This window comes from Marinobacterium maritimum, assembly GCF_039523155.1.
GTDB lineage: Bacteria > Pseudomonadota > Gammaproteobacteria > Pseudomonadales > Balneatricaceae > Marinobacterium > Marinobacterium maritimum.
This window is the reverse complement of sequence record NZ_BAAAET010000003.1, coordinates 699089-711182: the sequence shown is the minus strand read 5'-3', so window position 1 is coordinate 711182 and position 12094 is coordinate 699089. Positions and strand designations below refer to the sequence as shown.

The window sequence follows — 12094 nt, the reverse complement described above, 5'->3', positions numbered from 1 at the left end:
GAACATTCAGCTTAGAGTATAGGCAGGCCGGGCATAATGACAGGCGTGGCGGCACAGGGGTATGATTTACAACACTTTGTCAGTGAGGACGATATGATGCACAAGAAACTGGTCAGCCTGCTGCTGAGCACTCTGATGATGCTGGCAATGGGCAGCGCCGTCAGCGGCTGCAGCACAATCGAAGGGGCAGGTAAGGATATCGAAAAAGCGGGGGAAGCGATTCGAGATGCGGCGCGCAACGCCAGCGACTGATCCCGTGTAATCGGCACCGGCCCGGTCAATGCTGACGCGGGCCGGGCGGGTGTATCAGAGGGCGTCCGGGCCGGTCTCGCCGGTACGAATGCGGATCACTTGCTCCAGCGGCATGACGAAGATCTTGCCGTCGCCGATCTTGCCGGTGTTGGCGGTCTTGCTGATCGCCTCGATCACCTGATCGAGCATGTCGTCGTCGATGGCGACCTCGATCTTGACCTTGGGCAGAAAGTCGACCACATATTCTGCACCGCGATAGAGCTCGGTATGGCCCTTCTGGCGGCCGAAGCCCTTCACTTCCGTAACGGTTACACCCTGAATCCCAATATCGGACAGAGCTTCACGAACGTCATCCAGCTTGAACGGCTTGATCACCGCGGAGACGAGTTTCATCATTCAAGTCCTCATAGATCTGTGGCTGTCCCACTTCGCTCCAGCCGGTAGGCCGGTGGAGAAACCATTGGCGCCAGTATACCCATAATCAAAAGGCTGCGCATAATATGCGCAGCCTGAAAGTTGTCCGATGGCATGAAATTACTTCTTGCCGCCGGAGAATTCGGGGTAAGCCTCCATGCCGCATTCGGCCAAGTCGACCCCTTCGTACTCTTCTTCTTCGCTGACACGGATGCCCATCACTGCTTTCAGGATCAGCCAAACCACCAGACTGGCCACGAACACCCAGCCGAAGATGGACACGATACCCAGCAGCTGAGCGCCGAAGGTCGCATCGGCATTGTTCAGCGGTACCGCCAGCAGGCCCCAGATGCCGACTACGCCGTGGACGGAGATGGCGCCGACCGGGTCGTCGATGCGCAGCTTGTCCAGGGTGACGATGGCGGTTACCACCAGGGCACCACCGATGGCTCCGATCAGAGTTGAGGCCAGCGCGCTCGGTGACAGCGGATCAGCGGTGATGGCGACAAGACCGGCCAGGGCACCGTTCAGCGCCATGGTCAGGTCCGCCTTGCGGAACCAGAGGCGAGCCACGATCAGCGCTGCGATGACACCACCGGCAGCAGCAGCGTTGGTGTTGACGAACACTTCAGCCACGGCGTTGGCTTCACCGACATCAGACAGTTTCAGCTCGGAACCACCGTTGAAGCCGAACCAGCCCATCCACAGGATGAAGGTACCCAGGGTCGCCAGCGGCAGGTTGGCACCCGGAATGGCGTTGATCTCGCCGTTCTTGCCGTACTTGCCTTTACGAGCACCCAGCACCAGCACTGCCGCCAGGGCGGCAGACGCGCCTGCCATGTGCACGATACCGGAACCGGCAAAATCGGAAAAGCCCGCTTCGCTCAGGAAGCCACCGCCCCAAGTCCAGTAGCCGGAGGTCGGGTAGATGAAGCCGGTCATGACTACGGCGAAGATCAGGAAGGCCCAGAGCTTCATGCGCTCGGCTACGGCACCGGAGACGATCGACATGGCAGTCGCCACGAACACGACCTGGAAGAAGAAGTCGGAACGGGCCGAATAGTAGGGTGCGTCCTCACCGCCGGCCAGTACGGCATCGACGGCGTTTTCGTCACCGATCAGTGCGCCGAGGCTCGGCAGTACGCCGCCGGCGTCGGAGCTGTACATGATGTAGTAGCCGCACAGCAGGTACATGGTGCAGGCGATGGCATAGAGTGCGATGTTCTTGGTCAGGATTTCGGTGGTGTTCTTGGCACGCACCAGGCCTGCTTCAAGCATGGCAAAGCCGGCCGCCATCCACATCACCAGTGCACCACACACCAGGAAGTAGAAGGTATCGACCGCATATTTCAGCTGGGCCAGATCCCCGGCTGTAGCGTTCAGTAATTCTTCCATTGTTATATCCTCCAGAGATAAACGGAATCGTATTCAGTCGGGGTCAGAGCGCATCGTGGCCGGTTTCACCGGTACGGATACGGATCACCTGTTCCAGTGGGATGACGAAGATCTTGCCGTCACCGATCTTGCCGGTATGGGACGCCTTGGTGATCGCTTCCAGCACCTGGTCGACGATGTCGTCGGCCACGGCCGCATCGATGCGGACCTTGGGCAGGAAGTCGACAATGTATTCGGCACCGCGGTATAGCTCGGTGTGGCCCTTCTGGCGGCCGAAGCCCTTGACTTCGGTGACCGTGATCCCCTGCACGCCGATGTCGGACAGGGCTTCGCGAACGTCGTCAAGTTTGAATGGCTTGATGATCGCTGAAATCAGTTTCATGGCATCAGTCCTCTGCTCAGTGTTCAGCTAGCGGCCACTCCGGAATGGGTGGCTGGCTCTATGCCCGGTATAAGCGAAGGCTGTGCCAACTTCTTTTTATCTTTACAAAACAGAGGTTTGTGCGGCATCGACAGGACTGGAGGCCGATGCAGGGCAGGAAAAAGAGGGGTAGAGTGTATTTTTTTATGCACCAGTATGGTGCGTGCACTGCCAGGGTGCGTGGCTTTCGGTCTGACCTGGCCGGCGTTCTGGTTTATAGTGACGGTTGAGACCCCTTCGACCCTGGAGACCCGGATGATTCACCAAAAACTGATCGATAGCCTGTCCAGCCAGTTCAGCCAGCTGCTGAGCCATCGCCCTGAAATGCCGGGACAGCAGGAGTTGCAGGGGCAGATCCGCACGGTGCTGCAGAGCAGCTTTGCCAAGCTCGACCTGGTAACCCGGGACGAATTCGATGCCCAGCAGGCCGTACTGATGCGAACCCGTGAGCGCCTGGAGCAGCTGGAAGCACGCCTGGCGGCGCTGGAATCCGAAGGCATGGCGGCCGCGGAAGCGCCAGCGACCGATACGTCCGAACCCCGCGACTGACCCTCTTAATGCATCTGAGCCAAGGATGGCCTTATGTCTCTTGCCGTGATTCATACCCGGGCCCAGCTCGGGGTCGAAGCGCCTCCCGTTGCGGTCGAGGTGCACCTGTCCGGAGGCCTGCCCTCCATGTCAATCGTTGGCCTGCCGGAAACGGCGGTCAAGGAAAGCCGTGAGCGAGTCCGCAGCGCGCTGATCACCGCCGGCTTCGACTTTCCGCAACGCCGCGTCACCATCAACCTGGCACCGGCCGATCTGCCCAAGGAGGGCGGACGTTACGACCTGGCCATCGCCATCGGTATCCTGTCGGCCTCGGGTCAACTCAAGGGCTGGAAGGCCAGCCCGGCGACCGAAATGATCGGCGAGCTGGCGCTGTCCGGTGATATCCGCCCGGTACGCGGCATCCTGCCGGCAGCGGTGGCGGCCGGCAAGCTGGGTCGGGCGCTGGTGGTGGCGAAGGAAAATGCCGAGGAGGCCGTGATGGCGGAGGGCACCGAGGTGTTTGCGGCGGCTCATCTGCTGGAACTGGTGGCACACCTGTGCCGGCAGCAGCCCTTGCCAGCCCAGGTGCCTGCAGACTGCACCGAAAGTGTGCGTCCGGTACCGGACCTGGCCGATGTCAAAGGGCAACTGCAGGCGCGACGGGCGCTGGAGGTGGCTGCCGCCGGAGGTCACAATCTGCTGTTCTCGGGGCCGCCGGGCAGTGGCAAGAGCATGCTGGCGGCACGCCTGCCCGGTTTGTTGCCACCATTGGAGGTGGGTCAGCGACTGGAGGTGGCGGCGATCGCCTCGGTCTCGGGACAGAGTGTGGCGCCGGCCTGTGCCGGCATTCGTCCGTTTCGCAGTCCGCACCATACGGCGTCGGCCATAGCACTGGTCGGCGGCGGCAGTCATCCGCGTCCCGGCGAGATTTCGCTGGCCCACCAGGGCGTGCTTTTCCTCGATGAGTTGCCCGAGTTTCCGCGCCGGGTGCTCGAGGTGCTGCGGGAGCCGCTGGAAACCGGTGAGATCCTGATCTCGCGGGCGGCGCGCCAGACGCGCTATCCGGCCCGTTTCCAGCTGGTGGCGGCGATGAACCCCTGTCCCTGTGGCTATCATGATGATGGTACCGACCGCTGTCTCTGTACGCCGGATCAGATTCGCCGCTATCAGATGAAGATCTCCGGCCCCTTGCTGGACCGTATCGATCTGCAGCTGCAGGTGCCGGCCCTGCCGGCCGAAACCCTGCTGCAGCCGGGGGCGGCGGGGGAGTCCAGTGCCGCAGTGCGAGAGCGGGTCATGGCTGCGCTTGAGCGGCAGCTAGGGCGTCAGGGCAAGATGAATCGGGAACTGTCCGGGCGTGAACTGGAGCAGGTGTGTGCCCTGGATGCGAGTACCGAAGCGCTGCTGGTGCGGGTGATGCAGCAGAGCCAGCTGTCGGCCCGTGCCTGTCACCGGCTGCTGCGCGTGGCGCGTACGCTGGCGGACCTCGCCGGCCGGGATACTGTGGCGCGGCAGCAGCTGCTGGAAGCGCTGGCGTTCAGAGGGCTTGCTGGCGGCGGTTGGTGCTGAGCAGGTTGAGGAACTGGTCGAGGGGAACCGGACGGCTGAAGAAATAGCCCTGCACCTGGTCACAGTCGTGGCGGATCAGGAATTCCAGCTGGGCCCGGGTCTCGACCCCTTCGGCGATCACCTGCTTGTTGAGGTTGTGGGCCAGGTTGATCACGGCTCTGACGATCTCCTCGTCATCCTGGTTGCCGGGAATGCCGTCGACGAAGGACTTGTCGATCTTCAGCGTGGTGATGGGCAGTTTCTGCAGCAGGCTGAACGACGAGTAACCGGTGCCGAAATCGTCCAGCGAGAACTCCACGCCCTGGTTGCTCAGCTGGTTGATCGTGGAGCGCACATGCTCCTCGTCACTGCACAGCGCGGTTTCGGTCAGTTCGAACTCCAGCGTGCGGGTGTCCATCAGGTGCTCCTGCATCAGCCGCTCGATGGTCGGGGCCAGATAGCGGTCCTGGAACTGGCGGAAGGAGAGGTTGACGCCGATACGGCCATCAAGGCCGGCCTCCTTCATCGCAGGCAGGGTCTTGCCGACTTCCTGAATGATCCAGTAGCCCAACGGGACGATCAGTCCCGAGGCCTCGCAGGCGGGAATAAAGCTGCTGGGCTGCTGCAGACCGCGCTCGGGGTGGCGCCAGCGAATCAGCGCTTCGGCGCCACAGATGGAGCCGCGGCGCAGGTCGATGCGTGGCTGGTAGAACAGCTCAAACTCCTCGCGCTGCAGGGCGCGCCAGAGCTCGGGGTCATAGCCGTTCATCAGGCTGGCTTCCAGTGGCGGGGTAGTAGCGCCCTGGCCGTTATGCTGCAGCTGCTGGCAGTAGCGCAGAATGCGGCGGATGGTGTCCAGGCTGCTGCCGGGCAGATAGAGGTAATCGTTCCAGGGGTCGGCCAGCAGTGCTTGCCAGTCGGACTGCTGCGGGGATGAACTCAGCAGGACCACCGGCAGCTGGGGCAACTGGCTGCGCAGCCGCTGCAGCGCCTGTTCGGCCTGCTCGGGGCTGGCGGCGTCGAGCAGCACGATGGGCGATTCCAGGTGCTGCAGCACCGGAAGGGCGGCGTCGATCGAGTGGCAACGGCAAAAACGGCCGCTCCACCAGGGCTGTAACCAGTCCTGCCAGCACACCTCCAGGGCTTCGGAGTTGCTGATCAGGACCAGCGGTGGCTGGGCGAGAACTGTATCTGTCTGCGCTGTGTCTACCTGCATGGTACTGCTTCCCCGTCACACCTGAATAAATCCCATCCAGAGGGAACTGAATTTCATCAGGGGGCCATGTCATAATAGGCGATGGCTTTATCGCCCGAGCGAGAGTAGCACGGTTTTTCAGTGTCCAGAAACAGCGTGGTGCTGCGTGGGCCAGGACGGTGGGAATCCGGCGCCAATAGCAGCCACTTAATTCCTTATCGACCGTTTTTTGATCAGGTTTAATGTTTTTTGAGGTGTCATGAGCAGACTCAATCCCCGTCAGCGTGAAGCGGTGCACTATATCGGCGGTCCCCTGCTGGTGCTGGCCGGTGCCGGCTCGGGCAAGACCAGCGTGATAACCCGCAAGATCGCCTGGATGATTCAGGAGGCGGGGTTCGAGGCGCGCCGTATAGCGGCTGTGACCTTCACCAACAAGGCGGCGCGCGAAATGAAGGAGCGTGTCAGCCAGCTGTTGAACGGCCAGGAAGGACGTGGACTGACCGTGTCCACCTTCCATACGCTGGGACTGTCGATCATCCGTCGCGAACGCAAGCACCTGGGGCTGAAGGCCGGGTTTTCGCTGTTTGACGATCAGGACACCAGGGCCTTGCTGCGTGACCTGATGCTGCAGAATGATGAAGATACCGACCAGATCAACGAGGTCCAGCACCAGATTTCCAACTGGAAAAACGACATGGTGACGCCGGATCAGGCACTGGCCACTGCCGAGCTGCCCCAGGATATCCTGGCGGCCCGTGCCTACGAGTCCTACAACAGCCACCTGCGTGCCTACAACGCGGTCGACTTTGACGACCTCATCCTGCTGCCGGTACAGCTGTTCAGTGATTATCCCGATGTACTGGAGCGCTGGCAGCGCCGCATTCAGTACCTGCTGGTGGATGAATACCAGGACACCAACCTGTCGCAGTATCGGCTGGTACGCCAGCTGGTCGGACACCGTGGCGGCCTGACCGTGGTGGGCGATGATGACCAGTCGATCTATGCCTGGCGTGGTGCCCGGCCGGAGAACCTGGCCCAGTTGCAGACCGACTTCCCCAGCCTGAAAGTGGTCAAGCTGGAGCAGAACTATCGTTCCACCAGCCGTATCCTCAAGGCGGCCAACACACTGATCGCCAACAATCCGCACGTGTTCGAGAAGACGCTGTGGAGCGAGATGGGCTTTGGTGAGCCGCTGCGGGTGATCCATGCCCGCAACGACGATGCCGAGGCCGAGCGGGTGGCCACCGAGATCCTCGATCGCCACCTGCGCCAGCGCATCGCCTTCCGCGATTTCGCCATTCTCTACCGCGGCAACCATCAGTCGCGGCTGGTGGAAATGAAGCTGCAGAGTTACCAGATCCCCTACAAGCTCAGCGGTGGTACCTCTTTCTTCGCGCGCGCCGAGATCAAGGACCTGATGAGTTACCTCAAGGTGTTGATCAACCGTGATGACGACAACGCCTTTCTGCGCATTATCAATCTGCCACGGCGGGAGATCGGACCCAGTACCCTGCACAAGCTGGGTGAATATGCCTCGGCACGCGAGGTCAGTCTGTTCCAGGCCTGTGATGAGCTGGGTTTGGAACAGGTCCTGCCGGCACAGGGTGTAGATCGGCTGCGTCGCTTCTGCGCCATGATCGACCGGCTCTACGAGCGCTGCCGTGACGGTGACCCCATCGCGGCCATCCACGAGCTGATCGATGAGATCGATTACCCCGGCTGGATCCGCCAGAACGCCTCCAGCGATGTGGTGGCGGAAAAGCGGATGCAGAACGTCTACTTCCTGATCGAATCGCTGCAGTCCACGCTGGAGCGGCTGCAGGAAGAGGATGAGGGGGCCGGCATCGAGGATGCCATCGCCCGCCTGGTACTGCTCGACATGCTCAACCGTCAGGAGGAGGAAGACGACTCCGACCGGGTGCAGTTGATGACACTACATGCGTCCAAGGGGCTGGAGTTCCCGCATGTGTTCCTGCTCGGCATGGAGGAAGAGCTGCTGCCACACCGCAACAGCATTGAGATGGATACCATTGAGGAAGAGCGCCGGCTGGCCTATGTGGGTATCACTCGGGCGAAAGAAACACTGACCATGACGCTGGCCAAACAGCGCCGCCAGTTCGGTGAGTGGATGGAGTGCATGCCCAGTCGTTTCCTGGAAGAGCTGCCGCCGGAAGATGTCGAACATGAAGGGCGGGGGGATGCACGTCCGGAACAGAACCGGGCGCGCGGCCGGGCGACGCTGAGCAGCCTCAAGGGGATGTTTGACGATCTCTGAGATCGGTTGGCAGACGCAGGATAAAGCAGCACCCCTGCCCTGGCGCACTCTCCACGCGGATCGATCCCTGCAGGATCTTTGATACCCACTGGTGCACCAGATGCAGGCCCAGGCCGGTATGGCCGTGGCCACGACCGCTGGTGACAAAGGGGTCAAACAGGCCCGGCAGGATGGGTTCGGGAATGCCGCGGCCGTTATCGCAGACCTCCAGCTCCAGTATGCCTCCCTCCAGCTGCCGACCCTGCAGTTGGATCTCTCCGGTGCCGGGTGTTTCGAAGGCATGCTCCAGTGCGTTGTCGATCAGGTTCTGCAGCACCTGCGAGAGGATGCCGGGGTGGCTGAACAGGGTGCAGTGAGACAGCTGTAATGCCAATTCTACGCGGTGCTGTTTCAACCGCGGCTGCAGGCTGGTGACCAGATCCTGCAAGCAATCGTTCAGGGTAAAACTGACCGGGGCGTCCAGACTGCGCTCAAGGGCGAGACGTTTGAAGCTGCGGATCAGCCCCGAGGCCTTGCGAATATTCTGCTCGGCCAGCCTCAGCCCCTCATCGGTGTGCTGCAGATAGGTCGCCATCTGCTCCCGTGTCAGCTGGTTTTGATCCACCGACTGCTGCAGCTGATCCCGGTCCTGGCGCAACGTTGATACGGTCATCAGCACGGCGCCACAGGGGGTGTTCAGCTCATGGGCGACCCCGGCCACCATCATGCCCAGTGATGACAGTTTGCGTGTCTCGACCAGTTCATCCTGCAGCAGTTGCTGCCGCTGCAAGGCCAGGTCCAGTTCGCTATTGCGCTGGTTGAGGCTGTCGCGTTCCTGTGCCAGCTGGTCGATCAGCCGCAGGCGCTGATGCTCGCCACCGGCCAGGCGCCAGAGTAGCCCGCCGCCCAGCAGCAGGATGCCCCCGGCAATGCCGGCCAGTGGCAGCCGCAGCGCAGCTCGCTTTTGTGCCAGAAATTCCGGCGGTGTACTCAGTACCAGGTACCAGCGAGCTTCGGTCTGCTGGTATACCCCGGGCTCGGGGTCGATACGGGTATAACTCCAGAGTCGATCCTGGAGTCGCAGGTCGCGCTGGGAGGGCCGCTGCTGCATCTGCTGCCAGAGCTGGGGGAAGTCCTCGGCCACGACCAGCTCCGGCTGCCGGTAAATGAAGCCCCAGCGGCGCCAGTCATCGGGGTGGATCAGCCAGTACCCATCAGAGTTGACCAGCCAGACATCCAGCTGCTCGGACTGCAGCTGCTCCAGCTCGGCGAAGAACTGGTGCAGGCTGAAGTTGATCACCAGTATGCCCGGCAGCAGGCCGTCATTAAGGCCGGTGTGGGCCAGGCTACGGATGGTGGGCTTGGGGGGGATGGATATCTGGCCATGCTCGACATTCAGGTCCAGCGGGGACAGCTGTACCTCGTCACTGGTGATGCTCAGGGCGCGCTGGAAGTAATCCCGGTGTGCCTTGTTCTGCAGGGCTTGAGGGGGCTGGAGGTACGGACCGTCCGGGCCGGTATCCAGGCGCAGGCGCTCCTGTCCGCTCAGGTCGAGCCAGCGCAGCTGGTCAATCAGTGGCGAGGTTTGGCTGACACGCAGAAACAGCTGACCCAGCATCTCCGGGTTGAAGCCGGCTTCGGCGTCCAGCGCCTGGCGCAGCGGTTGGCTGTGCTGCAGCAGGCGAGTCAGCTGGATCAGGTGAGCCTGGTTCTGGCTCAGCCGCTGGGTAATGCGGTCCAGCAACTGGCTGTGCTGTACGCTGATCGGGTGGCGCTTAAGCTGGGTCAACTTGGACCAGATCAGCCCCGATGCCAGCGCCACCAAGCCTATCAGAGGCAGCATCAGCACCAGCCAGATCAGCCAGCGGGGCGGTCGGCGGGATGGTCGCTCCGCCCGGCGCATTTAGAGGTGTTCCCGCGCCCAGAGAATGGCCTCATCCAGGCTCAATGCCCGGGCGTACAGGTAGCCCTGGCCGAGGGTACACCCCTGTGCCAGCAATAGCTGCTGCTGTTGCTCGGTTTCGATCCCTTCGGCGATCACGGTGCAGCCCAGCTGTCGGCCGAGCTGGATGATCATCTCGGTGATGTGCTCAATTTCGCGTGATTGGCCGAGGCGACGGGTGAAGCTGCGGTCGATCTTAAGTGCCGAGGCGGTCAGGTTACTGATGTGCGCCAGCGACGAATAGCCGGTGCCGAAGTCATCGATGCTGACGCCAACGCCCAGCTGCATCAGCCGGGTCAGCTGGGCCGCAATCTGGGCATATTCCGGTACTGCCTGACTTTCGGTGATCTCCAGCTCCAGCAGCTGAGGCGGCACGGATGAGGCCTCGATGCGGGCCAGCATCTGTTCGAAGTAGCCGGGCCTGAGCAGATCGATGGAGGAGGTGTTGAACGATAAAGGCACACGAATGCCGGCGGCGATCAACTGTTCTTGAGCGGCCAGCGTCTGGTGTAGCACTTCCATATCCAGTTCGCTGATCAGGCCGCCGGCTTCGGCAATGGGGATGAAACTGTCCGGCATGCGCACACTGCCGTCCGGCTGAGGCCAGCGCACCAGCGCTTCGAATCCGGCCAGGCGTCCACTGGTCAGCTCGACCTTGGGCTGGAAAACCAGGCGGAAGTCGTTCCCGGACAGCGCCTGGCGCAGCTCCTGCAGCTGGGTATAGCGCTCGCGCACCTGTCGTTCCAGTTCGGGGTCGTAGACCGACCAGCGCTGATGGGTGCTCAGGCCATCGGCCAGTGTCTGTTCGGCGATGCGCAGCAGGTGTGCGGCGGGACGTTCGCTGGCCAGCGCCAGTGGCAGTAGGGCCATGAACAGGGTGATCAGGTGTTCACCACCCTCAATACGATAGGGCAGCTGCAGCGTCTGAGTGATCGCTTCCAGGTCGCTGTCCGGCGGCAACAGCAGGGCGAAGCTGCTGCGATCGGTGCGTGCCAGCACGGCTTGTTCCGGCAACTGGCGCTGCAGCCGGTCGCTGACCGCGAACAGTACCTGGTCACAGAAGGCTTCACCGAAATGCAGTGCAATTTCGTTGAGTTCGCGCAGGGTCAGCATCAGCAGCTGATACTGGTTGCGCTGGTCCTGCGTCAGGCTGTCCAGGGTACGCTTGAAGGCGTTGCGGTTGGCGATACCCAACAAAGGATCATGAAAGGCCAGCTCTGCCAGCTGGTCATAGAGCGACAGGTTGGCCAGGCTGGTGCTGAGCTGTTCACCGAACAGTTGCAGCAGCTTTTGATCGGCCGGTTCAGGAGGCCTGGCCAGGCTGACCAGTATGCGGCAGCGACGCTGGGATGAGCCCAGTGCACCGGCATCCAGCAGCAGTGCGTTGTCCCGGTATTCCAGACCCTCACTGCTGGTCAGGTGGAGCTGGCATGCCAGCTGATCCAGCTGCTGCTGATCGGCGTGGCGCAGTGGCTTGAAGCAGCCATGGGCTGCCAGAACCTGCGGCCGCTGGCCGTTTTCCGGTAGGGCCGCAATCAGGATGCCTTGTTGGCTGCGCAGCAGTGCCGACAGGGTATCGCGGATACAGTCGAGGTAACCATTGAGGTCCTGGTGCCGGCTGTATCTCTGCACAGCATCGAGCAGCAGCTGCAGGCCCTGGCGGGCGTGCTCGAGCTGGGAGGTTCGTTCCCAGGTCCGGATGTTGCCGGTCAGCACCGAGGTGAGGTGCTCGACGGTCAGCTCCGATTTGCACCAGTAGTCATCGATATCGAAGCGGCGCATCACCTCGGTTTCCGGTGCGACCCCGGGTTGTCCGGTCAGCAGGACGATGCGGACCTGGTTGTTGCAGATCACCTTGCGGATGGTGTGCACCAGCCGCAAGCCGGCATCATCCTGCTCCAGTACCACATCGAGCAGGACGACACTGATATCGGGGTGCTCGGGCAGCAGCCGAGCGGCCTCGACGGCCGAGTTGACTCGCAGTATCTCCAGCGGCCGGTCATCGACCCGGATCCGGGACAGAGCGTGCACCAGCGAAGATTGATAACCGGGGTCATCCTCGACGCTGAGCACCTTCCAGGGCGGTGCTTCCGTCGAGGATGTCTGAGCTGGGCTGAATTGCAGCAATTCGGTGGCTGACATGCA

General features: G+C 62.1%; 10 protein-coding genes. 4 read left to right on the top strand and 6 right to left on the bottom strand.

Features of this window, described 5'->3' with window-relative positions; genetic code table 11:
- Positions 1 to 93 precede the first annotated feature (93 nt).
- Complete coding sequence (locus tag ABD013_RS14345) at positions 94 to 252, top strand: entericidin A/B family lipoprotein (protein WP_343807264.1); 159 nt, start codon at positions 94 to 96, stop codon at positions 250 to 252.
- 54 nt (positions 253 to 306) lie between these two features.
- Here the strand turns inward: ABD013_RS14345 and glnK (ABD013_RS14340) are convergent, their stop codons facing one another.
- From glnK (ABD013_RS14340) to glnK (ABD013_RS14330), 3 genes are all read right to left on the bottom strand, one after another.
- Positions 307 to 645 carry a P-II family nitrogen regulator gene (gene glnK / locus ABD013_RS14340; RefSeq protein ID WP_106591655.1) on the bottom strand — a complete coding sequence of 113 codons (339 nt, stop codon included), beginning with the start codon at positions 643 to 645 and terminating at the stop codon, positions 307 to 309.
- A 141-nt stretch (positions 646 to 786) separates the two neighbouring features.
- The gene (locus ABD013_RS14335; RefSeq protein WP_343807261.1) at positions 787 to 2061 is read right to left on the bottom strand and encodes an ammonium transporter; all 1275 of its coding nucleotides are present in this window, start codon (positions 2059 to 2061) and stop codon (positions 787 to 789) included.
- Positions 2062 to 2104: 43 nt separating this feature from the next.
- On the bottom strand, positions 2105 to 2443 hold the full coding sequence (gene glnK, locus ABD013_RS14330; RefSeq protein ID WP_343807258.1) for a P-II family nitrogen regulator: 339 nt from the start codon (positions 2441 to 2443) through the stop codon (positions 2105 to 2107).
- A 294-nt stretch (positions 2444 to 2737) separates the two neighbouring features.
- Between glnK (ABD013_RS14330) and ABD013_RS14325 the strand changes: the two genes are divergently transcribed.
- Positions 2738 to 3031 (top strand): accessory factor UbiK family protein, encoded by a 294-nt coding sequence (locus ABD013_RS14325; RefSeq protein WP_343807256.1) that lies wholly within the window; start codon positions 2738 to 2740, stop codon positions 3029 to 3031.
- Positions 3032 to 3064: 33 nt separating this feature from the next.
- Positions 3065 to 4579: a YifB family Mg chelatase-like AAA ATPase gene (locus ABD013_RS14320; protein WP_343807253.1), complete on the top strand. Its 1515-nt coding sequence runs from the start codon at positions 3065 to 3067 to the stop codon at positions 4577 to 4579.
- Here ABD013_RS14320 and ABD013_RS14315 read toward each other — a convergent pair.
- Entirely contained in the window at positions 4548 to 5774 is a 1227-nt protein-coding gene (locus ABD013_RS14315; protein WP_343807250.1) for a two-component system response regulator, read from the bottom strand. The two genes, ABD013_RS14320 and ABD013_RS14315, sit on opposite strands and share 32 nt — an antisense overlap.
- Before the next feature lie 238 nt (positions 5775 to 6012).
- On the opposite strand from ABD013_RS14315, the gene rep reads away from it, so the two are divergent.
- Entirely contained in the window at positions 6013 to 8028 is a 2016-nt protein-coding gene (gene rep, locus ABD013_RS14310) for a DNA helicase Rep (RefSeq protein WP_343807247.1), read from the top strand.
- Here the strand turns inward: rep and ABD013_RS14305 are convergent.
- Both ABD013_RS14305 and ABD013_RS14300 read right to left on the bottom strand, forming a co-directional pair.
- A complete protein-coding gene (locus ABD013_RS14305) occupies positions 8003 to 9910 on the bottom strand; it encodes an ATP-binding protein (RefSeq protein ID WP_343807244.1) in 1908 nt (635 codons plus the stop codon). The two genes, rep and ABD013_RS14305, sit on opposite strands and share 26 nt — an antisense overlap.
- Positions 9911 to 12091, bottom strand: coding sequence for a putative bifunctional diguanylate cyclase/phosphodiesterase (locus ABD013_RS14300; protein ID WP_343807241.1), 2181 nt, complete (start codon positions 12089 to 12091; stop codon positions 9911 to 9913).
- Positions 12092 to 12094 lie beyond the last annotated feature (3 nt).